Genomic DNA, 25,401 nt, shown 5'->3' on the forward strand with positions numbered 1-25,401 from the left:
GATCGGCGCGGCCATGGTGGGTGTGCTGGTCGCGGTCACCATGGGAATGGCGGTGGTGGCAGCGGTGGTCATTGCGCGGCACCGGGCGCAGGCGGCAGCGGATCTGGCCGCCCACGCCGCGGCCACCGCACTGCCATCGGGGCGGCACGTCGCCTGTGCGCAGGCGACGTCGGTGGCCTCCGCGATGGGGACGGCACTGTCGGGTTGTGTCATCGACGGACTGGACGCGGTGGTCACCGTCGACGCGGTCACCGGGGTGCGGCAGTGGCGAGCCCGCGCACAGGCCCGGGCGGGCCCGGTGTGATCAGTCGTGCGGATCGGCCGTCTTGCCCAGCCGCAACAGCGTTTTCAGGGAGGGCCGGGAGCTGGGCTCGGCGGGCTCGGCCACCATCGCGCCCTGCTGGGCGGCCGCGAGCTCCTCATCGGTCGGCAGCCGCAACGCCAGCAGCGCGGCGATGGTGTTCTCGTCGATTTCGACGCGGGTGGCCGTCACGTGGATCGGGGTGTAGCCACCGTCGTGGGACCGCAGACCCAGCACGCGCGAAGTCGGGCCGACCGCGAATTCCTGTGCCATCGACAGGATCTGGTGTTCGTCTGCAGGATCGAGGATGGGGGCGTCCTCCTCGGTGGCGCGCCAGTCGTAGAACGGGCACGGCTCATCCAGCCACTTCAGCAGGCGCCAGCTGTTGAGGTCCACCAGGGCTCGGTGGACGCCCGGCGTCGCCAGCCCGTCGAGGATGCGCTGGGCCAGATCGTCGGGTCGCGGCACCGGTTCTTCCCGCTCGGCGCGCCAGTTCATCGACCGGCAGATCAGCCGCTCGGTGCCGTCGTCCTGGGGTTCACGCGCGGCCCGGGCCACGAAGCCGACGGCGATGGGCGCACCCCGGTAATCGGTGACATTCCAGGTGCTGCACATGACATTGCCCGGTTTGGCGCGGATCACCATCGACAGCACACTGGATTCGTCGGCGTTGAGTGCGTGCGCGGGCAGGTCCTCGGCAAACGCGCGACCGTGCGTCGCCTCCCGGGACGCGTCGCGGCCACTGATGGTCAGTGATTCGGGCGTATCGGTTGCCACACCGGAATCCAGATCCCATTTGAGTGGCCCGATCAACGGGCGTTCCGGCGCCTCGATATCCGGCGGTCCGATCCACAACTGCACACCATGGATCACCCCGTCGGACATCCGCACCACGTCGGTGCGTATCACGCGGTCGTGTTTGGAGGTGATGCTCGTCAGTGGCTGTCCGCCGCGGACGGTTTCGCCGATCGCGGACTGGATGGCCATCAGGTGCGGATTCCGTCGCAGAAACGTCGTGATGGGCACCAGGTTCTTGGTGCGTGACCCCTGGGCAACCACTGCGGGCTCGTCACCGAGCGTCTCCACGAGCAGCCAGTCGTGGTCCATGGAGAGTAGTTTAGCTGGCGGTGGGCGGCCCGCCCGTAATTTGCGGTAGCAACGAAATCCATCGTATGAGGCTGGGCTGCGCCGGTGATCCGGTGTCGATGCGATGTCGCTGCGCCCGGGCCGGCTTGCGGGTGCCCAGGTCTCGGGGTATTTTACGTCGGCGCCGGGTTTCGCCGGGTTGAAAACGGATCGCGTCGTCCGACCGTTTGTCGCAGTGTTCATGTGCTCGGCATGCCGGCATCGGTGCGTCGGGACGAGCAAATCACGATTCTCGAGGGGTGAGTCGTCACTGCTCGTGGCGAGCCAGTATGCCGAGCACCATGCGCAGCACCGTGATCGCACCGGCCTTGTCCAACGGGTCATTTCCGTTGCCGCACTTGGGCGATTGCACACACGACGGACATCCGGACGGGCATTCGCACGCCTCGATGGCTGCCGCGGTGGCGCCCCACCAGGTGCTGAACTGTCGGAACCCTCGGTCGGCGAACCCCGCGCCACCCGGATATCCGTCGTAGACGAAGATCGTCGGCAACCCGTCCTCCGGCCCGGATGCGGTCGACACCCCGCCGATGTCACCGCGGTCGCAACTGGCGACCAGTGGTAACAACCCGATGGCCGCATGCTCCGCGGCGTGCAACGAGCCCGGCACCTGCAGCATGTCTATACCGTTGGCGGCCAACAACTCCGGTGTCAGTGTGCACATCACCGCGACGGTGTCCAGTGTGCGTGACGGCATGTCGAGTTCGACGAAGTCGATGACCTCGCCGTCGACCCGGCGACGCAGATACCCGGTCACCGTATTGGTCACCGATACCGGAACCAGGCCAAGTGTGATGGGCCCGAACGTGTTTCGTTCACCGGGGCCGGTCACGCTGATATCGGTGATCTCGCGGGCCGAGGTGGTGTAGCCGGGGTCCTCGGCGTGCACGAAGGCGATCCCGTCGTCGAAATCGAGCGAATCGACCAGGTAGCTCTCACCTTGATGCAGATAGACGGCGCCGGGATGGACCGCGGCCGGGGCCTGACCGGTGCCGGTGGTGCCGAGCATGCGCCCGGTGCCGTCCTCCAGGATCGCGATCTGCCCGCCCGTCCCGCCCCGGATGTCGACGGCGTGATGCGGGTCGACACCGGGGGTGGGGAAGTACCCGCCCGCCCTGCGCCGCAACAAGCCGTCGTCAACCAGTTCGCCGGCGACGGCCTCGGCGCTCCAGGCCCGCACCTCGGCATCGGACAGCGGCAGTTCGGTGGCCGCACACAGCAGCTGCGGGCCCAGCACATACGGATTGGCCGGGTCGATCACCACCCGTTCGATCGGTTTGTCCAGCAGCGCCGCGGGATGGTTCACCAGATAGGTGTCCAGCGGGTCGTCCCGGGCGATGAGCACGATCAGCGCGCTCTGTCCCCGTCGGCCCGAACGTCCGGCCTGCTGCCAGAACGAGGCGACGGTACCGGGGAAACCGGCCAGCACCACGGCGTCCAGCCCGGCGATGTCGACGCCGAGTTCGAGTGCGTTGGTGGTCGCCAGTCCGCGCAGATCCCCTTCGGAGAGCGCGTGTTCCAGCTCCCGGCGGTCCTCGGCCAGATAACCGGCCCGGTACGACGCGACCTGACCGGCGATCTGCGGTGCCACCTCCTCCAACCGGGCCCGCGCCCCGAGTGCGGTGAGTTCGGCACCCCGCCGGGACCGCACGAAGGTGAGGGTGCGCGCCCCGTCGGCCATCAGATCTGCCATCACGCGGGCGGCCTCGGCACCCGCCGACCGCCGCACCGGGGCGCCGTTCTCGCCGACGAGATCGCCCAGCAGGGCCGGCTCCCACAGCGCTACGGTGCGCCCACCCTGCGGCGATCCGTCCTCGGTCACCGCGGCGACGGTCTGGCCGATCAGTTCGGCGGCGGTCTCCCCGGGCAGCGCCGTCGTCGCGCTGGCGAAGATGACGGTGGGCGTGCCCGAGTACCGCTCGCACAGCCGCAACAGGCGGCGCAACACCATCGCCACGTTCGACCCGAAGATGCCGCGGTAGTAATGGCACTCGTCGACGACGATGTAGGTGAGGTTGCGCAGGAACACCGCCCAGCGGGCATGGTTGCGCAGCAGTGACAGATGGATCATGTCGGGATTGGAGAAGATCCACCGCGACCGCTCGCGTGCGAACCGGCGGGCCTCGGTGCTGGCGTCGCCGTCGTAGGCGCTCGGCGCGATATCGCGCAGGTTCTCGACCGCCAGGGTGAGGGTTTGCGCGCTGCGCAACTGATCGTGGCCGAGTGCCTTGGTCGGGGAGAGATACAGCGCCCTGGCCCGTGGATCGGCGGACATCGCGGTGAGGATCGGCAGTTGGTAGGCCAGCGACTTACCCGACGCGGTGCCGGTCGAGAGCACCACGTGGCGACCCTGATGTGCCAGCTCAGCGGCGGCCAGCTGGTGCGACCACAAGCCGGTGATCCCGCGGTCGGCGTAGGCCGCCACCACGGCGTCAGGAGCCCACTGTGGCCACGGCCGCCGCTGCGCGCGGCGGGGTGCCAGATCGGTGACGTGCCGCAGCGGATGTTCGCCGGCCGGCGTGCCGTCGATCGCGCGGGCCAGCAGTTCGCGCCCGAACTGCGACCCCGATTCGGCCACCGAACCACTCACCTGCTTCCTTTCTCAAATTCCGGGAGGATTCCCGGGATGTGTCCCCAGGTGAATTGTTAACTACCGGATCGTGCCGACACTGTCGCAGACGCCCCGAACATGATTGACTTATCGCGGTCGCAGCTTCTGTGTTCGTGTACTCGCACTCGCAGGATCGTCGTTGCGATCGCGGTTCCTGCGAGGGTTGTGAGTCGGGTCAAGTTCCGACGACTCCACGAAGGATTGGCGGTCGGAACGGGCCCGGTACACCGGAAGTCGGTGAACCGCACCCGGTAAGAGAAGGAATGTACGGAAAATGCCACAGGGAACTGTGAAGTGGTTCAACGCGGAGAAGGGCTTCGGCTTCATCGCCCCCGAGGACGGCTCCGCTGACGTTTTCGTCCACTACACGGAGATCCAGGGGTCGGGCTTCCGCACCCTGGAGGAGAACCAGAAGGTTGAGTTCGAGGTCGGCCAGAGCCCCAAGGGCCCCCAGGCCACCGGCGTTCGCGCCGTCTGAGCCACGCGCTGTTCGATCTACTGAGTCTGACGGAACACCCCCGGCCACGCCGGGGGTGTTTTCGTTTACGACGCCGTTAGTGTCGGACGTGTGAGTCAGCTGTCGTTCTTCTCGGCTGAGTCGATACCACCTCAGGTGGCCGACCTCACGGGGATTCTGGCGGCGTCCGGCCAGGTGGTGATCTCCGGGGATGAGGCGCGGCTGTCGGTGGTCGTCGACCGGCTTTGGCGTGCCGAGGGGCTGGCCGAGATGATCACCGATGCCGGCTTGGTGCCCGAGATCGCCCGCACCGACGAGAACAACCCGCTGGTGCGCACCGGCATGGACATCCGGCTCGCCGGTATCGCCCGAGACTGGACCAGGGGCGCGGTCAAGACGGTGCCGGCGCAGTGGCTGCCGGGCCCCCGGGAGCTGCGGGCCTGGGTGCTGGCCGACGGGCGGCCGGAGGCCGACCGGTACCTGCTCGGTCTGGACCCGCACGCGCCGGACACCCACGCGGCGCTGGCGGGGGCCTTGATGAGGGTGGGAATTGCGCCCACTCTGATCGGTACCAGGGGGTCGCATCCGGCGCTGCGAATAAGTGGTCGTCGACGGCTGTTACGGCTGGTAGAGACGGTGGGGGAACCTCCCGGCGATATCGACGCGTTCGCACAGTGGCCACGAATATAAGGGCAGGTGGCGGGCGAGCCGGTTTGCGTTGGTAGGCGTGGGGTGCGAAATTGTCAGTTGCTGTCGCGCCCCGAGGCGTGGAGAAGTGGAGAGTAAGAGCAGGTGGCTGAGGAGGACCGGAACCGGGGAGGCGCCGGTAACGTTCGGCGGCTCGTGATAGTCGAGTCGCCGACCAAGGCGCGCAAAATCGCCGGCTACCTGGGCTCCAACTACGTCGTCGAATCCTCCCGCGGACATATCCGCGATCTCCCGCGCAACGCCGCCGACGTCCCGGCCAAGTACAAATCCGAGCCGTGGGCCCGACTCGGGGTCAATGTCGACGACAACTTCGAGCCGCTCTACATCGTCAGCCCGGATAAGAAGGCCACCGTCGCCGAGCTGAAGGATCTGCTCAAGGGTGTCGACGAGCTCTATCTCGCCACCGACGGTGACCGCGAGGGTGAGGCCATCGCCTGGCACCTGCTGGAGACGCTGAAGCCGCGCATCCCGGTCAAGCGGATGGTGTTCCACGAGATCACCGAACCCGCCATCCGCGCGGCGGCGGAGAACCCTCGCGACCTGGACATCGACCTGGTCGACGCGCAGGAGACCCGCCGCATCCTGGACCGCCTCTACGGCTACGAGGTCTCACCCGTGCTGTGGAAGAAGGTCGCGCCCAAGCTGTCGGCCGGCCGTGTGCAGTCGGTGGCGACGCGCATCATCGTGCAGCGCGAGCGCGAACGCATGGCGTTCCGCAGCGCCGGCTACTGGGATGTCACCGCCGAACTGGACGCCAGCGTGTCCGACCCGCAAGCATCCCCGCCCAGGTTCACGGCGAAGCTCAACAGCGTCGACGGCCGCAGAGTGGCCAGCGGCCGCGATTTCGACTCGCTCGGCGCGGTGCGCAAACCCGACGAGGTCATGGTCCTGGACGAGACCGCTGCCAACGCCCTGGCCGCCGGCCTGCGCGGCGAGCAGCTCGCGGTGTCCTCGGTGGAGCAGAAGCCCTACACCCGAAAGCCCTATCCGCCGTTCATGACCTCGACGCTGCAGCAGGAGGCCGGCCGAAAGCTGCGCTTCTCCTCGGAGCGCACCATGAGCATCGCGCAGCGGTTGTACGAGAACGGCTACATCACCTATATGCGTACCGACTCGACGACGCTGTCGGAGTCGGCGATCAACGCCGCGCGCACCCAGGCCGGGCAGCTCTACGGCGAGGAGTACGTGCACCCGTCGCCGCGGCAGTACACCCGCAAGGTGAAGAACGCGCAGGAGGCCCACGAGGCCATCCGGCCCGCCGGTGACGTCTTCCAGACCCCGGGACAGCTGCACAGCGCGCTGGACACCGACGAGTTCCGGCTCTACGAGCTGATCTGGCAGCGCACCGTCGCCTCCCAGATGGCCGACGCCCGTGGCACCACGCTGTCGCTGAAGATCACAGGGACAGCCCGTACTCGGTCCAATGACGGCACCGCCGTCGAAGAGCAGGTGGTGTTCAACGCCAGCGGCCGCACCATCACCTTCGCCGGCTTCCTGAAGGCCTATGTCGAGAGCCTCGACGAGCAGGCCGGTGGCGAAGCCGACGACGCCGAGAGCCGGCTGCCCAACCTGACCCAGGGGCAGCGCGTCGACGCCGCAGGTCTGACCGCCGACGGGCACACCACCAGCCCGCCGGCCCGCTACACCGAGGCCTCGCTGATCAAGGCGCTCGAAGACCTCGGTATCGGCCGGCCATCGACCTACAGCTCGATCATCAAGACGATCCAGGACCGCGGATACGTGCACAAGAAGGGCAGCGCCCTGGTGCCGTCCTGGGTGGCGTTCGCCGTCATCGGGTTGTTGGAACAGCATTTCGGGCGGCTGGTCGACTACGACTTCACCGCGGCGATGGAGGACGAGCTCGACGAGATCGCCTCCGGCAACGAGCGACGGACTAACTGGCTCAACAACTTCTACTTCGGTGGCGAGCACGGCGTGGACGGGTCGATCGCCCGCGCCGGCGGCCTGAAGCATCTGGTGGGCGGCAACCTCGAGGGCATCGACGCGCGGGTGGTCAACTCCATCAAGCTGTTCGACGACGCCGAGGGGCGGGCCATCAACGTCCGGGTCGGCCGCAACGGTCCGTATCTGGAGCGGATGATCGTCGATCCGGAATCTCCCGACGGCGAGTTGAAGCCGCAGCGCGCGAACCTCAAGGACGAGCTGACTCCCGACGAACTCACCCTCGAGCTGGCCGAAAAGCTTTTCGCCACACCGCAAGAGGGTCGCTCGCTGGGTGTCGATCCGGAGACGGGTCACGAGATCCTGGCCAAGGACGGCCGTTTCGGCCCGTACGTCACGGAGGTGCTCCCGGAGCCTCCGGAGGGCGGGAGCGCAGCGACTGGGGGGAAGGGCAAGGAGGATCCCGAAGACGGGGTCACCGCGAAGAAGGGCAAGAAGCCGACCGGGCCCAAGCCGCGCACCGGCTCGCTGCTGCGCTCGATGGACCTGGAGACGGTGACGCTGGAGGATGCGCTCAAGCTGCTGTCGCTCCCGCGCGTCGTCGGCGTCGATCCCGAGAGCAAAGAGGAGATCACCGCGCAGAACGGCCGCTACGGCCCATATCTCAAGCGCGGCACCGATTCCCGGTCGCTGGCCACCGAAGAGCAGATGTTCACCGTCACCCTCGACGAGGCGCTCAAGATCTACGCCGAGCCCAAGCGACGGGGCCGCCAGGGCGCGGCCACCCCGCCGCTGCGCGAACTGGGTACCGACCCGGTGTCCGAGAAGCCGATGGTGATCAAGGACGGCCGGTTCGGCCCGTACGTCACCGACGGTGAGACCAACGCCAGCCTGCGTAAGGGCGACGACGTGCTGACCATCACCGATGCCCGCGCGTCGGAGCTGCTCGCCGATCGCCGGGCCCGCGGCCCGGTGAAGAAGGCCGCGAAGAAGGCGCCGGTGAAGAAGGTCGCTGCCAAGAAAGCGCCGGCCAAGAAAGCTCCGGCGAAGAAGGCCGCCAAGAAGGCCTGAGCCGGTCTCAGGTGGCCGCGTCGTGGCCGATCTGGATACGCCCGCTCGGGGTGGCTCGCACCAGCGGCCGGGCCAGCTGGGTGGGCATGGTGCGGCCACGCAGTTCGACGATCTCGCCGACATCCCAACGCAGGGCCTCCGCGTCGAGTGCGCCGCTGACCGCGATCGCGGAGGCGAGCACATGGCCGGCCTCCAGCTTGGCGAGCTCGGTCAGCCGCGCGGCCTCGTTGACCGGGTCGCCGATCACGGTGTACTCGAAACGGGCCTGCGCGCCGATGTGTCCGGCGATGGCCCGCCCGGCCGACACTCCGATGCCGAACTCGGTCTGGCCCAGCACCGTCACCAGTTCGTCGTGCAGTTCGCGGGATGCGGCCAACGCGGCACCGGGAGCGTCGGGGTGTTCGATCGGGGCGCCGAAGATGGCCAGCGCGGCGTCACCCTGGAACTTGTTGACGAAGCCGCCGTGCCTGTTCACGGTGTCGACGATGACGCGGAAGAACTCGTTGAGCAGGTTCACCACCTCGGAGGCGGGAACCGTCGACGCCAGCTGCGTCGATCCGACGAGGTCGACGAACAGGACGGCGACATCGCGTTCCTGGCCACCGAGCTCGGTGCCGCGCTCCAGGGCGCGACGGGCGACGTCCTCGCCCACGTAGCGGCCGAACAGGTCACGCAGGCGTTGTCGCTCGGCCAGGTCGCGGACCATGTCGTTGAACCCGGCCTGCAGCAACCCCAGCTCACTGGCGTCGTAGATCTGCATGTGCGCGTTGTAGTTGCCGCGCTGTACCTCACCGAGGGCCCAGCGCAGCTGCCGCAGCGGGTCGGCGATGGACATCGCCACCAGCACGGTGCCGGCCAGCCCGATCACCAGGGCGGCGATGGCAAGCAGCAGCAGGGGGGTGTTCAGGCGTTCGGCGGGTGCGGTGAGGATGGCGAACTTGCTGGCCACCAGCGCCAGCACGATGGCCAGCAGCGGCACCCCCGTGGACAGCACCCAGGTGAGCACCTGGCGCAGGATGACCCCGGGCGCGCGGAAGTTCTCCGGCACCCCGCCGCGCAGCGCGGCCACGGCGACGGGGCGCAGCACCCGCTCGGACTGCAGGTAGCCGATGATGGCGGTGGCGGTGGCGCCCAGTGCGGTGGCCACCGCGACGACGGGCGCGGACTTGCTGGCCACCGGCCAGCTGGCGACGATGAACACGATCGAGCCCAGCAGCCAGTTCGAGACGCTGATCAACGTGCGGTAGAAGGGCATCTTCAGCGCGCGGACGCGGGCCAGTCCGGTGATGGTCGGGTCGCCGTCGGCGAGCAGGGTGTCGCGCCGCTGCCAACGGATGACCGGGAGCAGCAGCCGCAGACTGAGGTAGGCGCCCACCGTGAAGGCCACGAACAGGTAGCCCAGGAAGACCGCCAGATTGAAGGCCGGCAGGTCCTGTAGCTGGATGCGGTCCTCGGCGGGCAGCCCGAACCGGAGGAAACCTAGGACGAACAGTGCGCCGATGATGTCGGACTGCACCATGCCCAGCGTGAACACCGGCCACGGCGTGCGCGCCACCCAACGGACGAATGCGCTGATCCGTCCGATCGGGTTGGTTAACGTGCTCACCCGTTTACCGTATCGGTCGGGTGTGACCTCGTGCGCCGCTGTGATGCCCCGTGTCCGGACGTCCCACTACTGTTTGAGCGGTGGGAAGTGGTGTATTCGAGCGATTGGTGGGCCAACACGCCGTGGCGGCGGAGTTGGTGGCGGCCGCCCGCGCCGCACGTGGTGATTCCTCTCACAGCGGGCTGACAGCCGGTGGGATGACCCATGCGTGGCTGATCACCGGCCCGCCGGGGTCCGGCCGCTCGATCGCCGCGGTGTGTTTTGCCGCCGCCCTGCAGTGCCAGTCCGAGGGTGAACCCGGCTGCGGTGAATGCCGGGCCTGCACGACGACCATGGCGGGCACCCACTCCGATGTGCGTCGCATCATCCCGGAGGGGCTGTCCATCGGTGTCTCGGAGATGCGCGAGATCGTGCAGATCGCCTCGCGCCGCCCGGGTACCGGCCGCTGGCAGATCGTGGTGGTCGAGGACGCCGACCGGCTCACCGAGGGCGCCGCCAACGCGCTGCTGAAGGTGGTGGAGGAACCGCCGCCGTCGACGGTGTTCCTGCTCTGTGCCCCGTCGGTGGATCCCGAGGACATCGCGGTCACGTTGCGCTCGCGCTGCCGGCACATCGCGCTGGTGACGCCACGCTCCGAGGCCATCGCGCAGGTGCTGGTCGACAATGACGGCCTGACCGCCGAGGTCGCCGCGTGGGCCGCCTCGATCAGCGGTGGGCATGTCGGCCGGGCGCGCCGGCTGGCGACCGATCCGGAGGCCCGCCAGCGCCGCGAACGTGCGCTGGGACTGGCCCGCGATGCGGCCACCCCGGCCAGGGCGTACGGCGCCGCGGAAGAGCTGGTGACGACGGCCGAGGCGGAGGCCAAGGCGTTGACGGCCGGTCGGAACGAGACCGAGACCGAGGAACTGCGCACCGCGCTCGGCGCCGGCGGTACCGGCAAGGGTGCGGCCGGCGCGATCCGCGGTGCGGCAGGGGCGATCAAAGACCTGGAGAAGCGGCAGAAGTCACGGCAGACCCGGGCCTCCCGGGATGCGCTGGACCGGGCCCTGATGGACCTGGCGACCTATTTCCGTGACGCGCTGGTGGTGTCCGCGGGTGCGGGCGGTGTGACGGCCAACCATCCCGATATGCACGACAAGGTCGCGGCCCTGGCGGCGCATGCGCCACCGGACAAACTGCTGCGCTGTATCGAAGCGGTACTGGGGTGCCGGGAGGCGCTCGAGACGAATGTGAAACCGAAATTCGCCGTCGACGCCATGGTCGCGACGGTGGGGCAGGCCCTCAAGAGCTGAGGTGGGCCCACCTTTTGGGAGGCGGGCGGGAACTACCGTAGACTCACCTGCGCCTGCCAGATCGTTCGCGCTTCGCGCACGCGCTCATCGGCCAGGCAACGCCGCCCTAGCTCAGTCGGTAGAGCATCTCACTCGTAATGAGAAGGTCAGGGGTTCGATTCCCCTGGGCGGCTCTCTTTGTCTCTGCAGGTCAGGTCGGTTGCGTGGCTCGGTGCCACGCCAGCGGGTTGAGTTCCCGGTAGGGATCCTCGGCCCGGATCGCGAGCAGCTCGTCGAGCGTGCGCTCCAGCGTCTTCTTGGTTTCCTCGCGGATCGTGGCGACCCAGTCCTGCTCGTCGATACCGGCGGGTTTGGTGGTGTCGATCGGCGGGGCGAAGCGCAGGTACATGCGTTGCGGTCGCGGGATCAGGGTCGGCCCGATACCGCGCAGCAGCGGCATGGCCATATCGGGCTTGCCGCCGAGCCTCTCGGCCAGCCCCTGGCTGAGCCGTCCCCATAGGCCGTCGCGCCGGGTCAGGCTGGTGTAGACGTCGTCCCCGCCGATCAGCGCGGCGGGCACGATCGGGTAGTCGTTCTCCACCGACAGTCGGGCGAAGCCGGCGCGGCCCTCCCAGCGCAGGGTGTTCTGCTCGCCCTTGAATTTCGCGATCTCGCGCCCGCCGCCGGGGAACACCAGGATGGGCTGGTTGTGCCGCATCAACTCGCGCGCGGATTCGGGTGCGCCGACGGTTGCGCCGAAGGCGGCCATCAGGTCGGCCACCGGGAACGGCATCTTGCCGAATCCGCGGTCGGTGAGTGGCCGGACCAGGCTGCCGATCTCGCGGCGCACCACGTAGGGGATCAGAAATCCCTCGACGCCGGCCTGAGAGTGGTTGCCCACCAACAGGAATCGGCCGTCGCGCGGGAGGTTCTGCAACCCGTCGACATACGGTCGGTACAAATCGACCAGGGGTGCGGCGGCGTCGGCGGCGGTCTCTGCGGCCCGGCGCATGGCCCGGATGTGACCGGGTGGGTCGATCAGGGTGTCGACGTTGGTCATGGCGGAGGAAGTCATGACTCCAGGTTACCGAACGAACTGGTTCGTCTGGCTATGAACCGGCTGTGAGAACGACGACAGGGCGGGCGACGATATCCCGACCGACGCCTGCCGGCGCCGGACGCGCTCAGCCGGCCTCAGCCTGTAATGCATCCCGGCGCACCGCGAGGCGCTGCCACAGGTCTTCGAGATCGATATCGTTGGCCTGGCGCGGCCTGCGCTGATGGAAGCGCGTCTGGTCGAAGCTCTCCGGGCACGCGAATTTGTGCAGCTGCAGACAAGTGGCCGGCCAACGGCTTTCGAGGACATCGTCGAGATCGATCACCTGGCGGGACTGCCGCCGGATGGCGAACCGGTTACCGGCCGCGCTGTCCTCGGTGGGGTGCATCCGGGCGTCGAAGAGCTGCCAGCTGCCGTAGGCCAACTGCAACCAGACCGTCTCGGTATCGCAGTGCGGGCACGGTGCGACGACAGAGGGTCGAGAATCTGGCCAACTCATGTGCAGCAGCGTAGGGAATGGCACCGACAAGTCCTCTCGGCACACGCCGGGGCCGCGCAGAAACTACTTCGGTGCCACGAACCCGACGGGTCCCGATGCGATACACACCGACAGCGCCGCGGTGTTGGCCCGCACCTTGATGGCCGCACCGGCGCCGGCCAGCCGGACGAACACCCGGTTCAGTCCCGGCCGCACCGGCACCTTCGCGGTGTTCCCCTCCGGCAGCGTCATCGTCAGGGAGCCGTCGTTGTTGGCCAGGTAGTTGATCTCGGCGGTCCAGTCGGCGGGCAGCAGTGGTCCGTCCAGCGGCATGGTGACCTCGTCGTCGGGCTGGACGAGGTAACCGCAGTGCGGTGCCGGGCCGGGCGTGATCGTGCGCACCCAGGTGACCTTGGCGTCCAGCAGCCGGCCTACGCTGTCGAACATCCGGAGTTCAGTTGTGGCGGTGGCGAATTCGGGGCGCGGATGGACCAGTGCGAACATATGGCTGGCCAGGTTCTCCGGCCACGCCACCCGCTGCAGGATCAGCGGATCCACCTCCTGGTCCAGCAGTGGGGTATCCGCCGCGGCCAACCCGGCCCGGGCATTGGCCACATAGACCGGCACCGGACTGTCCCGCCAGACCCGCAGGAAAGTCACCGTCGAGTACAGGCTGCTCGCCACGAAGGCGACTGCGACGGCACAGACCACCACCGTGCGGGTGGTGGAGGCGTCCAGTCGAGGTGACGGGCGGTTGGGCGCGCAGAACGCAACGGCGGCCAGCAGGGCCAGTACCACCACGAGATCGGGCAGATACCGCAACGTCTGCGCCAACTCCAGTGCGGTGAACCGGGAGGACCGCATCAGATAGATCGGGACCTGGCAGGCCACCGCGTAGCCGAGCGCCGCGGCCCACACCGCACCGATCCGCTGCTTGCGGGCCCACGACACCGCCAGCACCGCCGCCAGCACCAGCCAACCCAGCACCATCACGGTCGTACCCGGCGTGGCCCACGGCGAGGCCGGCGCCCAGCGTTGCCACTCCCACGGTCCTCCGGCCAGGCCCGGCACGATCGCGTGGGTCACCGAGCGCCGCAACAGGTCCCACGTCATGACGGGATCCAGCGTCCAGCGCTTCTGGTCGACCACCGCCAGATACACCCCGATCCAGGCCGCGGTGACAAGCAGTAGCGACAGCCACAGCGCCCGTCCCCGCTGCCACACGGCCCGCGCCGAATCGCCGCAGACGTGGGCCAGCAGGGCGGCGACCGCGAAGGCGACGAACGGGATGACGGCGGCTTTCTCGAAGAACAACAGCGTGCCGAAGTACACCAGTACCGCCGAGATCAGATGGCGTCGATTGCCGGTGCGTACCAACAGAATCGCCTCGCCGCACACCCACGCCAGCCCGGCCTGCAGCGGCAGCGAGTTCAGCCCGGCCGCCCACCACGCGAAGGCCGGCACCGTCAGCGGGGTGAACAAGGCGAAAGTCAAGGGAATCAACAACACCGGACGCCGGCCGAGGATGATCTTGCATGTCCGCAGCAGCGCCAGGGAAGCCAGCAGCTGCAGTACCAGCAGGCTCAGTGCGGGCAAGGCCCAGTTGAACGGTGCCAGCCGGGTGATGGCTCCGGCCACCAGGAACGCGCCCGGCATGACGTGCCCGTCGTGATCATCGAAGAGGTACCCCGGTGACAGCAGTCCCTGGGTGCCGGCGCGGCCGATGAGGATCAGGTCATCCCAATAGAAGTAACCGCCGAAGGCCACCACGCCACGGATCGCCAGCTGCGCCACGATCAACGCGATGGCAGCCCTGGTTACCCATTTCATCGCTGCCGACTGTACGGACGCACATCTTGCGTCGCTAAAGTGAGCCCGTGCGCACACTGGTCACCGGAGCTGCCGGATTCATCGGATCTACCCTGGTCGATCGTTTGCTCGCCGACGGGCACACCGTGGTGGGTATCGACGATCTGAGTACCGGTCGGCGGGTCAACCTGACCTCGGCGGAAGCCGATCCCGACTTCACCTTCGTCGAGGCCGATATCACCGACGCCGACCTCGGTGCGATCGTTGCCGAGGCCAAACCGGAGGTGATCTTTCACCTGGCCGCCCAGATCTCGGTACGGCACTCCGTGGACAACCCGCAGTTCGATGCCACGGTGAATGTGGTGGGCACCATCCGGCTCGCCGAGGCCGCTCGCGCGCACGGTGTCCGCAAGATCGTGCACACCTCGTCGGGTGGGTCCATCTACGGCACCCCGCCGGTGTACCCCACCGGCGAAGACGTGCCGACCGACCCGGCGTCGCCGTACGCGGCCAGCAAGGTGGCCGGCGAGGTCTACCTCAACACCTTCCGCCACCTGTACGGCCTGGACTGCTCGCATATCGCGCCCGGAAACGTCTACGGCCCGCGCCAGGATCCGCACGGCGAGGCGGGGGTGGTGGCGATCTTCGCCAAGGCGCTGCTGGCCGGCGAGGCCACCAAGATCTTCGGCGACGGCACCGACAGCCGGGACTACGTCTACGTCGACGACGTGGTGGACGCCTTCGTGAAGGCCTCCGGCGAGGCCGGCAGCGGCCAGCGCTTCAACGTGGGCACCGGGATCAGCACCACGGTCCGCGATCTGCACTCCGCGATCGCCAAGGCCGTGGGCACCGCCGACGACCCGGAGTTCTACCCGCCGCGCCTGGGTGACCTACGCAAATCCCAGCTCGACATCAGCCGGGGTGCCGAGGTGCTGGGCTGGCGCCCGCAGGTGGACATCGACGAGGGCATCGAGCGGACGGTCGAGTTCTTTCGCGCCTGAAACGGCAAAAGATTGTGAGCGCTCGCTATCTAACCTAGGGTGGCGGCATGCCCTATGACGTGATCATCCGCAACGGACTGTGGTTCGACGGCACCGGCCGGCCGCCGCTGACCCGCACCCTGGGGATTCGCGACGGCATCGTCGCCGACATCTCGGCGGGGTCACTCGATGAGACCGGCTGCCCCGACGTCATCGACGCGGCCGGGAAATGGGTGATCCCGGGCTTCATCGATGTGCACACCCACTACGACGCCGAGGTGCTGCTCGATCCCGGCCTGCGCGAGTCGGTGCGCCACGGTGTCACCACCGTGCTGCTGGGCATGTGCTCGCTGTCCACGGTGTACGCCGACACCGAGGACGCCGCCGACCTGTTCAGCCGCGTGGAGGCCGTGCCGCGCCAGTACGTGCTCGGTGCCTTGACCGACCACAAGACCTGGACCGACCCGGCCGGTTACGTCGATGCCATCGACGCCCTGCCGCTCGGCCCGAATGTGGCGTCGCTGCTGGGGCATTCGGATCTGCGCGCCTCGGTGCTGGGACTGGATCGCGCCACCACGCGCGATGTGGTGCCCACCGATGCCGAACTGGAGACCATGGCACAGCGTCTGGAACGGGCGCTGGACGCCGGGATGCTGGGCATGTCCGGGATGGACGCGGCGATCGACAAACTCGACGGCGACCGGTTCCGTTCCCGGGCGTTGCCGTCCACCTTCGCCACCTGGCGGGAACGCCGTCGTCTGATCAAGGTGCTGCGCAAGCGCGGCCGTATCCTGCAGAGCGCACCCAACGTCGCCAAAATCCAAGAGGCGCTGAACTTCTTCCTGGAGAGCAGCGGTTGGTTCGGCCGGCGCCGCGGGGTTCGGATGAGCCTGCTGGTCTCCGCCGACGCCAAATCATCCCCCGGGGCCGTGCACATCCTGGGGCCTGGCGTGCGGCTGCTGAACCGCATCCTGAACTCGCAGGTGCGGTTCCAGCACCTGCCGGTGCCTTTCGAATTGTATTCGGACGGAATCGATCTGCCGGTGTTCGAGGAGTTCGGGGCCGGCACTGCCGCCCTGCATCTGCGTGATCAGCTGGAACGCAACACGCTGCTCGCCGATCCCGAGTACCGCCGCCGCTTCCACCGCTCCTTCGATCGGCGCAAGCTCGGACCGGCGTTGTGGCACCGCGATTTCCACGATGCCACCATCGTCGAATGCCCGGACGCCACACTGATCGGCAAGAGCTTCGGGCAGATCGCCGACGAACGCGGTATCCATCCGCTGGACGCCTTCTTGGATGTACTCGTCGAAAACGGGGAACGGCGCGTCAGGTGGACCACCATCGTGGCCAACCACCGGCCCAAGCAGTTGGACAAGCTGGCCAAGGAGCCGTCGGTGCACATGGGCTTCTCGGATGCCGGTGCGCACCTTCGCAATATGGCGTTCTACAACTACGCCCTGCGCATGCTCAAGCGGGTCCGCGATGCCGACCGCGCCGGTCGGCCGTTCTTGACCACCGAGCACGCCGTGCACCGGCTCACCGCCGAGGTGGCCGACTGGTTCGGCCTGGATGCGGGCACTCTGCGCCGTGGGGATCGCGCGGACTTCGTGGTGATCGACCCTGCCGCCCTGGACAATTCGGTGAACGAATACCACGAGGCGACGGTCCCGTTCTACGGCGACCTGAGCCGGATGGTGAACCGCAACGACGCGACCGTGGTCGCGACCGGAGTCAACGGGCAGGTGGTCTTCCGCAGCGGTGAGTTCCGCGACGGCTACGGCGCCACCGTGCGGTCCGGGCACTACCTGCGTGCCGGAGCCGCTACCACGCATTCCACGGTCTGAGATGGCGCGGACCCAGCAGCAGCGACGCGAGGAGACCATCGCCCGGTTGCTCGACGCGAGCATCGAGACGATCATCGAAATCGGTTATGCCCGAGCCTCTGCGGCGGTCATCTGCAAGCGCGCGGGCCTGTCGGTGGGCGCGTTGTTCCGACACTACCCGACCATCGGGGATTTCATGGCCGCCACCGCCTACGAGGTGCTGCGCCGTCAGCTGGAACTGTTCAGCAAGCAGGTGGCCCAGATACCGACCGGCGAGCCCGCGCTTCCGGCGGTGCTGACCGTCCTGCGCGATATCACCGGCAACGACACCAATGCGGTGCTCTACGAATTGATGATCGCCGCCCGCACCGACGAAAAGCTGCGCGCCACCCTGCAGGATGTCCTCACCGAATACAGCGCGAAGATCTTCGAGGCGGCCAGCGCCGCGCCCACCGCCGAACAGTTCCCGGACGGGACCCGCGCGGTGGTGACGGGGCTGCTGACCAACACGTTCGACGGCGCGGCCATGTTGCGGCCGGTGCTGTCGGATCCGGAGTTCGAGGCCCGCAAGATCGCGCTGCTTGCGAAACTGCTGGGCGGCTACTGAGCCGGATCGTCGGACGGTGCGCGTGCCCCGTCGAGCGCCACCGCACGCGCCAGCCGCGCGAAACGCAACTCAAGATCCTTGAACCGCATATAGGTACTGATCGTGGTGAACAGGAACGCGATGATCAACGCATACTCCAGCAGATCCGCGCCGCGCTTCACCCCGAGCCAGTTGGCCACCACGGTGGTGTCGTCGGGCCGCACGATCGCGTAGATCGCCGCGATGACGAACAGCAGGTAGCCCAGCTTCACCCACGCCTTGGCCTGCGCGCTGCGCCGCGACCGCAGCAGGTAGACCAGCAGCGTGATGATCGAGGCGATCAACAGCACCTGGATCCAGTTCATCGGGACATCCTCCCGCGCAGCAGGCCGTCGAACAGGATGTTGACCCCGTTGAGCAAGGGTTGGCCCTTGGACTTCGAGTAGTCGGTATAGAGGATCTCGACCGGCTCTTCGGCCACCCGCCAATGGTTTTCGACAGCCAGCGCGATGAACTCGCCGGCGTGCGCCATCCCGCTCATGGTGATGTTGAGTTCGTCGGCCACGACCTTGTCGAACACGCGCAGCCCATTGTGGGCGTCGGTCAGGCCCAAGCTGCGGCTGTGCGGGCTGATGATCGCCGCGGCCCGCAGGATGACCCGTTTGAGCGGAGGGGTGTGGGTGACCGTACCGCCGAACCGGGTCCCGATCACCACATTGACGTCATCGCTGGCAAGCCGGTCGATCATCCGGATGACGTCCTTGACCCGGTGCTGGCCGTCGGCGTCGAAGGTGACGAACACCGCCGCGCCGGGACGCGAGCGCGCGTACTCCACGCCGGTCTGGATCGCCGCCCCCTGCCCGAGATTCACCGGGTGGCGCACCACATGCGCGCCCGCGGCGTACGCGGCATCGGCGGTGCCGTCGCGGCTGCCGTCGTCCACGCACACCACATGAGGAAAGACGGTGCGCAGATCGGCGACGACGTCGGCGATGACGCTCGCTTCGTTGAAGGCGGGGACGATGATCCAAACGTCCTGGTACGAGGTATCGATGCGCACCAAAATACACCGGCTTCAGTGCTGTGGCCGCAGCCGCTCCGATCCGCGGCGGGAGCCGCGTGCCAGCGCGGCCAGGTGCACGGCGATTCCGGCCACCGGTCCGCACAGCAGCGCGACGATCGTGCGCGTCTCCAGTTCGAGGGGTAGCAGCAGAAGAAGGGTCGCGGCGACCGTCGCGCTCACCCACCCCGTCGCGTAGGCGCGGTGCAGCGCGGCGGCCACGGTGGCGGCTCCGGTCAGTGTCAGCAACGCGATGGCCACCGCGCCGGCCGTGAGCCAGGCCAGCAGTCCGCCGCCGGCCACGTAGTCCGGGCCGAACGCGGCCCGCAGCAGCCACGGGCCGGCCAGGCCGGCCGCAACGATGCCGAGCAGCCCGATGGCGCACACCACCAGGGCCGGGGTGACCAGCGCACGCAGGCGTTCGTGCGGTTTGTCGACGAAATAGGCGATCAGATTGCCCTGCAGTGCGGTGAGCGGCACCAGCAGCGGGGCCCGGGTCAGGGTGACGGCCAGGATGACGACGCCGCCGGTGGCACCCAGATGCGCGGTGGTGGCCTTGAGCAACACCGGAAAACCCATGATGAGGATGGCGCTGGCGCCCGCGGCGGCGATGGAGTGCGACGCGCCGGCCAGAAAGGTGCGCACGCTGCCAGGGGTGGCGAGCACTGCGGCCGCCCGGCTCGCCGGGGATGTCAGGAGCAGCAGCAACCACGCCACCGAACCGGCTACCGTCGCCCACAGGTAGCCGGCCAGCCCCCACCCGGCCAGGAAGCTGGCCACCGCGATCACCACGCGCAGGCCGGCGTCGGTGACCATCAGCGCGCCGTACTGGGTCCAGCGGTCCACGCCGGCGAGCATGCCCAGCAGGGTGGCGTGCAGGCAGAAACCGGCCAGCCCGATGCTCAACAACAACACGGACAGCAGCCGGGACTGGGCGAACACATGGGCCGACCACAACGGTGCGGAAACCGCGATGAACACCGCGGCCGCGACACCCAGGCCCGCCGCCACCTGCATCGGGTGGGTGCGCGGACCGGTGACGGCGGCGGTGTGCCGGGCGGCGCGGACCTCGCGGGTGGCCTCCTGCAACAGGCCGAAGGCGGCGCCGGTCACCAACCCGAACGCACCCCAGAACACCCCGAACAACGAGAAGCCGGCCGGCTCGAGACTGCGCGCCGCCAGGTAGAGCACGGCGTAGCCGCACAGCGCGGACACCGCCGTGGCCACCCCCACCCGGGCGACGCTGTTGCGTGCGACCGGCCCCCCTGTCATGCGTGGCTCACAGGTCCGGCACGGCCGTCGAGTACAACCAGGCATCCCACAACGGACGCAGTGAGACGGTGGCATGGTTGGCGGCCAGCCCGGTGAAATCGTCGGTGACGGCGGTGCTGTGCCGGTACCGGGTCGTCCAATCCTTCAGCAGGGCAAAGAAACTCGGGTCGCCGATCACGCCGCGCAGCGCATGCAGCGTACACGCTCCCCGTTTGTACACCCGGTCGTCGAACATGTCAGCGGGGCCGGGATCGGTCAGCAGCAGATCCTGCGGCGAATGCTGCAGTCTGCGGTGATACGAACGGGCCCGCTCGTCGGCGCTGGGTCCGCCGGACTCCTCCGACCACAACCACTCGGCGTAACAGGCGAATCCCTCGTGCAGCCAGATATCGCGCCAGCGCCGCACCGTCACCGAATTGCCGAACCACTGGTGGGCCATCTCATGGGCGATCAGTCGTTCCGCGGTGCGTTTGCCGTCGCAGTGGTTGGCGCCGAAGATCGAAAGGCCCTGCGCTTCAAGGGGAATCTCAAGGTCGTCATCGGTGACGACGACGGTGTAGCCGTCCGCGAGCGGGTAGGGCCCGAACAGTCTGGTGAACAGCTTCATCATCTGCGCCTGCCGGCCGAAATCGTGGTCGAAGTGGCGGCGCAGGCGGTCGGGCAGGACCGCATACATCGGTACCGGGCTCTTCTGCAGGCGGAGCCGCTCATACATCCCGATCTGCAGGGTGATCAGGTAGGTGGACGTGGGTTCGGCGAGTTCGTAGGTCCAGATGTTGAGGCTGGCCCTGTTCTGCCGGGATATCAATTCGCCGTTGGCGATCGCGTAGTACGGGTTGTCGGTGGCGATCCTGATGCGGAAGCTGGCCTTGGCGGCCGGGTGGTCATCGCACGGGAACCACGATGCCGCGCCGTTGGGCTGCCCGGCGACCAGTGCGCCGTTGGTGAGTTCTTCGAAACCGACTTCCCCCCAGAGACTTCGGATGGGGCGCGGCGTTCCGCCGTAGCGGATCGCAATGGTCATCGCGGCCCCGGCGGGCAGTCGGTTGGGCAGGATGATGTGCAGCTTGCCGTTCGAACATCGGAACTGGTCGGGGCGGCGCCCGTTCACCGTGACCTTGGAGACGGCCATCGGGTCGGCCAGATCCAGGGTGAACGTGCGCAACTCGGCCAGTGTCACGGCGGTGATGGTGGCCGAACCCGAGAGCCGGTTGGCCGAGACCTTGTACTCCAGATCCAGTTCGTACCGCGACACCCGGTAGCCGAAGTTACCGTTGCGCGGCAGGTACGGATCGATGACGGGCGGGCTGGTGGCCGCTCCCGCGGCCTTCCTGGCCGCTTTTTTCGGGCTCACGCGTTCTTCTTCTTGCGCGACGGATCCCACACCGCGATCGGGTTGCCCTGCCAGCGCGAGAACGGGGGCACCTCGTCACCGCGCATCACCAGTGACGCCGGACCGACGGTGGCCCCGGCGCCGATCTTGCTGGCGGGCAACGCGACACAGTGCGGGCCCAGGGTGGCCCCGTCCTCGAGGACGACGGTATCCATCCGCATGATCCGGTCGTGGAACAGGTGCGTCTGCACCACACAGCCACGGTTGACGGTGCTGCCGGCACCCAGGCGCACCAGATCGGCCTCGGGTAGCCAGTAGGTTTCGCACCACACGCCGCGGCCGATCTTGGCGCCGAGCCCGCGCAGCCAGATGTTCATCACCGGTGTCCCGGTGGCGGCCCTGGCGAACCACGGTGCGGCGACCGTCTCGACGAAGGTGTCCGATACCTCGTTACGCCACACGAACGACGACCACAGCGGATGCTCGACTGCCCGGATGCGGCCGATGACAAGCCATTTGGCTAGGACGGCGATACCGCCGGCCACCGCGCCGGCGGTCAGCAGCACCACCCCGCCGGCCAGGGCGGCGAGTGCGTATCCGAACGCGCCGGCCAGTGCCTGCAGCCCGGCCAGCACGGCGACGCCGATCCCGAAGGTCACGATGACCGGGATGATGCGGCAGGTCTCCACCACCGAACGCATGATCTTCAGCTTCGTCGACGGCTGGAAGGTGCGCATTACGTCGGCATCGGTCGGGTTGCGGCGCAACCGGATCGGCGGGCTGCCCAGCCATGAGGAACCGGCCTTGGCTTTGTAGGGTGCAGCTGAGAGCACCGCGACCAGGCCGTCGTCGGGAACCCGCCGTCCGGGCTGGGTGATCCCGGAATTGCCCAGGAACGCCCGCTTGCCGATGGTGGCCCTGGCGACGTGGATCCAGCCGCCACCGAGCTCATAGGAGGCGACCATGGTGTCGTCGGCCAGGAACGCGCCGTCCTCGACCACGGTGAACTTCGGGGTGAGCAGGGCGGTCGAGATCTCGGTGCCCTTACCGACCTTCGCGCCGAGCACCCGCAACCACCATGGGGTGAGCAGACCGGCGTAGATCGGGAACAGGTAGTTGCGGGCGGCATCCATCAGTCGTTCGGTGGCCCACAGCTGCCAGCCCACCCGGCTGCGCACCGGGTGGTAGCCCTCGTCGAGGCCGATGGACAGCATCCGGACACCGATGACCGTCAGCGCGGCGTAGGCCGCCATGGCCGCCAACGCCGCGACCGGGGTCCACAGCAGCGCCGGGACGATCGCCGCCGCGGGGGTGGGGGTGTCGCGGATGCCCCAGGCCAGCACGGCCAGGCCGGCGGCCAGGCCGGTCAACGGCAAGGCGCCCAACAACATCGACGTCACGCCGTAGATCGCCACCCAGACCGTCGAGCGGGGCGGTCGTTCGTCGGGCCAGGGGTGCCGGGCCTTGCCGGACTTCGCCGCGGGCGAGCCCTTCCAGTACTGCCCGTTCTTCACCTTGCCGATCACACCGGATCCCGGTGCCACGTCGGCGTTCTTGCCCACCACCGCGCCGGGGAACAGTGTGGTGCGTGCGCCGATGGTGGCGTCGTTGCCGATGCTGATCGGTCCGACATGGAACAGATCGCCGTCGATCCAGTGCCCGGTGAGGTCCACCTCGGGTTCGACCGATGCCCGGTGGCCGATGGTGAGCATCCCGGTGACCGGCGGCGCGGAATGCAGGTCGACGCCCATGCCGACCGAATTACCCAGGGCGCGTGCGTAATACACCAGCCAGGGCGCGCCGGCCTGATTCTCGGCGCCGCTGGCGTCGGCGAGCCGTTCGGCGAACCACACCCGCAGGTGTTCGGACCCACCGCGCCGGTAGGTGCCGGGCGCCAAGTTGGACAGCAGCGTCCGGGCCCCCAGCACCGCGATCCCCATCCGCCCCGGCGGGGTGATGAACACCACGAAGCCGGCCAGGATGATCCACCAGTTCAGGTGGACCGCCCACGGCACCAGATGTGTGGCGGCGGCAATGTTGTTGAGCACGCCCAGCCAGACCACCCACTGCAGGCCGGTCAAGGTGGCCAGGGGTACCGACATCGCCACCTGGGCCAGCTGGGTGAGCAGCGGTGTGGGGGCGACCTCGCGGGTGTGGACCTCGGGAGGCGGGGCGAGCTCGTCGAGATAGCCGGCCAAGGAGCCCAGACGGGGATGGTCGTAGAGGTCGGCGACGGTCACCTGCGGGTAGCGCGACCGCACCGCGGTCACCAGCTGAGCGGCCGACAGCGATCCGCCGCCGAGGGCGAAGAAGTCCGCCTCGGGTCCGTCCACCGTCGCGCCGAGCACATCCCGCCACAGCCCGGCCAGCCAGCCGGTGGTGCCGGTGCCCAGGTCGGGTTCGTCCTCTGGGCCGGCGCCCGGAGGCGGCCACGGCAGCGCATTGCGGTCGACCTTGCCCGACGTCCGGGTCGGTAGCTCGTCGAGCAGCACCAGCCGCGGGACCAGCGCAGCGGGCAGTGCCGCGGCCAGTGCGGCCCGCGCTGCGGCCAGATCGAAGGCCGGGTCGGCACTGGCGATATAACCGACCAGCAGGGGGGTGCCGCTGGCGGTCTTGCGCACCGCGGCCGCGCCGCCGCTGACCCCGGGCAGATACACCAGGGCCGAGTCCACCTCGCCCAGCTCGATGCGGCGGCCCCCGACCTTGACCTGATCGTCGGCGCGGCCCTGAAAGTAGAGGCCGTCCGCCTCCAACCGCACCAGGTCCCCGCTGCGGTAGGCCCGGTCCCAGCCGAGGCTCGGCATGGGAGCGTATTTCTCGGCGTCCTTCTCCGGATCCAGATACCGGGCCAGGCCCACCCCGCCGATGACGAGTTCACCGACTGCGCCGAGGCCGACGGGTTGCCCCTCTTTGTCCACCACCGCCAGGTCCCAGCCCGGCAACGGCAGGCCGATACTCACCGGCCCCTTGCCATCCAGCGGCGCGGCGCACGCCACCACGGTCGCCTCGGTGGGGCCGTAGGTGTTCCACACCTCGCGCCCTTCCACGGCCAGCCGTTCGGCGAGTTCGGGCGGGCAGGCCTCGCCGCCGAAGATCAGCAGTCGCACCGCTTCCAGCGCCTCGGCCGGCCACAGCGCGGCCAGCGTCGGCACCGTCGAGACCACGGTGATATCGCGGGAGACCAGCCACGGGCCCAGATCCATCCCGCTGCGCACCAGGGAGCGGGGGGCGGGCACCAGGCAGGCACCGTGCCGCCAGGCCAGCCACATCTCCTCGCAGGACGCGTCGAAGGCGACGGACAATCCGGCCAGCACCCGGTCACCCGGGCCCAGCGGATTGGACTGGAGGAACATCCGCGCCTCGGCGTCGACGAAGGCGGCCGCGTTGCGGTGCGTCACCGCCACGCCCTTGGGGGTGCCGGTCGAACCGGAGGTGAAGATGATCCAGGCATCGTCGCGGTTCAGCGGTGGCGCCGCGCGCCAGCCGCGCGATGAGCCGGTCGCCCGGACCAGGCCCTTCTCGGTGATCACCGCGACCACCTGGGCCTCGCCGAACACCAGTGCCGCGCGCTCGTCGGGGTCGTCGGCATCCACCGGGACGTAGGCGGCGCCGCTGGCCAAGGTGGCCAGGATGGCCGTGTACAGCGCATAGCTGCCCGAGGGCATCCGGATGCCGATGCGGTCGCCGCGGCCGATCCCGCGCGCCGCCAGCCACGCCACGCTCTCCTCGATATCGCCGATCAGTTCGGCATAGGTGAGCTGGACCTCGCCGTCGTCGATGGCGGGTGCGTCGGGGTAGCGACGCGCGGTGTCGTAGAGGATGTCGACCAGCGTGCGAGGCTCCGGCGCCGAGGAAGACAAGAGGTACTGAGGAGGGATGGCCGGTACGGGTGCCGCTGTCACCCGTACAAACTACTGGGCCCCGGTG

19 protein-coding genes and 1 tRNA gene are annotated in these 25,401 nt (G+C 68.5%); 9 read left to right on the forward strand and 11 right to left on the reverse strand.

Features of this window, described 5'->3' with window-relative positions:
* Positions 1-13: 13 nt before the first annotated feature.
* Complete coding sequence (locus QN239_RS04365) at positions 14-304, forward strand: Rv3654c family TadE-like protein (RefSeq protein WP_499016579.1); 291 nt, start codon at positions 14-16, stop codon at positions 302-304.
* Here the strand turns inward: QN239_RS04365 and QN239_RS04370 are convergent, their stop codons facing one another.
* Complete coding sequence (locus tag QN239_RS04370; RefSeq protein ID WP_499008324.1) at positions 305-1,408, reverse strand: PAS domain-containing protein; 1,104 nt, start codon at positions 1,406-1,408, stop codon at positions 305-307.
* A gap of 286 nt (positions 1,409-1,694) precedes the next feature.
* Complete coding sequence (locus QN239_RS04375; RefSeq protein ID WP_499008325.1) at positions 1,695-4,037, reverse strand: DNA 3'-5' helicase SftH; 2,343 nt, start codon at positions 4,035-4,037, stop codon at positions 1,695-1,697.
* A 295-nt stretch (positions 4,038-4,332) separates the two neighbouring features.
* On the opposite strand from QN239_RS04375, the gene QN239_RS04380 reads away from it, so the two are divergent.
* From QN239_RS04380 to topA, 3 genes are all read left to right on the forward strand, one after another.
* On the forward strand, positions 4,333-4,536 hold the full coding sequence (locus tag QN239_RS04380; protein ID WP_006243848.1) for a cold-shock protein: 204 nt from the start codon (positions 4,333-4,335) through the stop codon (positions 4,534-4,536).
* Positions 4,537-4,626: 90 nt separating this feature from the next.
* A complete protein-coding gene (locus QN239_RS04385) occupies positions 4,627-5,205 on the forward strand; it encodes a hypothetical protein (protein WP_499008326.1) in 579 nt (192 codons plus the stop codon).
* Between the two features lie 102 nt (positions 5,206-5,307).
* The gene (topA, locus tag QN239_RS04390; protein WP_499008327.1) at positions 5,308-8,196 is read left to right on the forward strand and encodes a type I DNA topoisomerase; all 2,889 of its coding nucleotides are present in this window, start codon (positions 5,308-5,310) and stop codon (positions 8,194-8,196) included.
* Between the two features lie 7 nt (positions 8,197-8,203).
* Here the strand turns inward: topA and QN239_RS04395 are convergent, their stop codons facing one another.
* Entirely contained in the window at positions 8,204-9,802 is a 1,599-nt protein-coding gene (locus QN239_RS04395) for an adenylate/guanylate cyclase domain-containing protein (RefSeq protein WP_499008328.1), read from the reverse strand.
* Positions 9,803-9,882: 80 nt separating this feature from the next.
* Between QN239_RS04395 and QN239_RS04400 the strand changes: the two genes are divergently transcribed.
* Both QN239_RS04400 and QN239_RS04405 read left to right on the forward strand, forming a co-directional pair.
* Positions 9,883-11,094 (forward strand): DNA polymerase III subunit delta', encoded by a 1,212-nt coding sequence (locus tag QN239_RS04400; RefSeq protein ID WP_090364668.1) that lies wholly within the window; start codon positions 9,883-9,885, stop codon positions 11,092-11,094.
* Positions 11,095-11,194: 100 nt separating this feature from the next.
* A tRNA-Thr gene (locus QN239_RS04405) sits at positions 11,195-11,267 on the forward strand.
* Positions 11,268-11,284: 17 nt separating this feature from the next.
* On the opposite strand, the gene QN239_RS04410 is transcribed toward QN239_RS04405, so the two are convergent.
* The 3 genes from QN239_RS04410 to QN239_RS04420 all read right to left on the reverse strand — a co-directional run bounded on the left by QN239_RS04410 (position 11,285) and on the right by QN239_RS04420 (position 14,438).
* Positions 11,285-12,148, reverse strand: a complete 864-nt coding sequence (locus tag QN239_RS04410; protein WP_499008329.1) for a lysophospholipid acyltransferase family protein — start codon at positions 12,146-12,148, stop codon at positions 11,285-11,287.
* A gap of 109 nt (positions 12,149-12,257) precedes the next feature.
* Positions 12,258-12,629: a hypothetical protein gene (locus QN239_RS04415; protein ID WP_187097187.1), complete on the reverse strand. Its 372-nt coding sequence runs from the start codon at positions 12,627-12,629 to the stop codon at positions 12,258-12,260.
* Between the two features lie 63 nt (positions 12,630-12,692).
* A complete protein-coding gene (locus QN239_RS04420) occupies positions 12,693-14,438 on the reverse strand; it encodes a hypothetical protein (protein ID WP_499008331.1) in 1,746 nt (581 codons plus the stop codon).
* Between the two features lie 47 nt (positions 14,439-14,485).
* Here QN239_RS04420 and QN239_RS04425 point away from each other — a divergent pair, with 47 nt between their 5' ends.
* Genes QN239_RS04425 through QN239_RS04435 form a run of 3 tightly spaced genes read left to right on the forward strand, consistent with a single transcriptional unit; the run spans position 14,486 to position 17,830 of the window.
* Positions 14,486-15,418: an SDR family NAD(P)-dependent oxidoreductase gene (locus tag QN239_RS04425; protein WP_499008333.1), complete on the forward strand. Its 933-nt coding sequence runs from the start codon at positions 14,486-14,488 to the stop codon at positions 15,416-15,418.
* 47 nt (positions 15,419-15,465) lie between these two features.
* Positions 15,466-17,244, forward strand: coding sequence for an N-acyl-D-amino-acid deacylase family protein (locus tag QN239_RS04430; protein ID WP_499008334.1), 1,779 nt, complete (start codon positions 15,466-15,468; stop codon positions 17,242-17,244).
* A 1-nt stretch (position 17,245) separates the two neighbouring features.
* Entirely contained in the window at positions 17,246-17,830 is a 585-nt protein-coding gene (locus QN239_RS04435; protein WP_499008335.1) for a TetR/AcrR family transcriptional regulator, read from the forward strand.
* Here QN239_RS04435 and QN239_RS04440 read toward each other — a convergent pair.
* From QN239_RS04440 to QN239_RS04460, 5 genes are read right to left on the reverse strand one after another with little or no spacing between them, the layout of a single operon-like run.
* On the reverse strand, positions 17,824-18,174 hold the full coding sequence (locus QN239_RS04440) for a DUF2304 domain-containing protein (RefSeq protein WP_090354082.1): 351 nt from the start codon (positions 18,172-18,174) through the stop codon (positions 17,824-17,826). The genes QN239_RS04435 and QN239_RS04440 overlap by 7 nt on opposite strands.
* On the reverse strand, positions 18,171-18,869 hold the full coding sequence (gene ppgS / locus QN239_RS04445; protein ID WP_499008336.1) for a polyprenyl-phospho-N-acetylgalactosaminyl synthase PpgS: 699 nt from the start codon (positions 18,867-18,869) through the stop codon (positions 18,171-18,173). Before ppgS ends, QN239_RS04440 begins: the two co-directional genes overlap by 4 nt.
* Before the next feature lie 15 nt (positions 18,870-18,884).
* Positions 18,885-20,141, reverse strand: coding sequence for a polysaccharide biosynthesis protein (locus QN239_RS04450; RefSeq protein WP_499008337.1), 1,257 nt, complete (start codon positions 20,139-20,141; stop codon positions 18,885-18,887).
* 7 nt (positions 20,142-20,148) lie between these two features.
* Complete coding sequence (locus tag QN239_RS04455; protein ID WP_499008338.1) at positions 20,149-21,495, reverse strand: M1 family metallopeptidase; 1,347 nt, start codon at positions 21,493-21,495, stop codon at positions 20,149-20,151.
* Positions 21,492-25,376: a Pls/PosA family non-ribosomal peptide synthetase gene (locus tag QN239_RS04460; RefSeq protein ID WP_499008339.1), complete on the reverse strand. Its 3,885-nt coding sequence runs from the start codon at positions 25,374-25,376 to the stop codon at positions 21,492-21,494. The genes QN239_RS04455 and QN239_RS04460 overlap by 4 nt, the downstream gene beginning before the upstream one ends.
* Positions 25,377-25,401 lie beyond the last annotated feature (25 nt).

The sequence above is a fragment of the Mycolicibacterium sp. Y3 genome (assembly GCF_051188035.1).
Lineage (GTDB): Bacteria > Actinomycetota > Actinomycetes > Mycobacteriales > Mycobacteriaceae > Mycobacterium > Mycobacterium fluoranthenivorans.

Bases quoted from the DNA above. Each gene is read 5' to 3' on its own strand.
- QN239_RS04365 (WP_499016579.1), top strand. From the start codon at position 14: ATGGTGGGTGTGCTGGTCGCGGTCACCATGGGAATGGCGGTGGTGGCA.
- QN239_RS04370 (WP_499008324.1), bottom strand. From the start codon at position 1,408: ATGGACCACGACTGGCTGCTCGTGGAGACGCTCGGTGACGAGCCCGCA.
- QN239_RS04380 (WP_006243848.1), top strand. From the start codon at position 4,333: ATGCCACAGGGAACTGTGAAGTGGTTCAACGCGGAGAAGGGCTTCGGC.
- QN239_RS04410 (WP_499008329.1), bottom strand. From the start codon at position 12,148: ATGACTTCCTCCGCCATGACCAACGTCGACACCCTGATCGACCCACCC.
- QN239_RS04415 (WP_187097187.1), bottom strand. From the start codon at position 12,629: ATGAGTTGGCCAGATTCTCGACCCTCTGTCGTCGCACCGTGCCCGCAC.
- QN239_RS04420 (WP_499008331.1), bottom strand. From the start codon at position 14,438: ATGAAATGGGTAACCAGGGCTGCCATCGCGTTGATCGTGGCGCAGCTG.
- QN239_RS04430 (WP_499008334.1), top strand. From the start codon at position 15,466: ATGCCCTATGACGTGATCATCCGCAACGGACTGTGGTTCGACGGCACC.
- QN239_RS04435 (WP_499008335.1), top strand. From the start codon at position 17,246: ATGGCGCGGACCCAGCAGCAGCGACGCGAGGAGACCATCGCCCGGTTG.
- QN239_RS04440 (WP_090354082.1), bottom strand. From the start codon at position 18,174: ATGAACTGGATCCAGGTGCTGTTGATCGCCTCGATCATCACGCTGCTG.
- QN239_RS04450 (WP_499008337.1), bottom strand. From the start codon at position 20,141: ATGACAGGGGGGCCGGTCGCACGCAACAGCGTCGCCCGGGTGGGGGTG.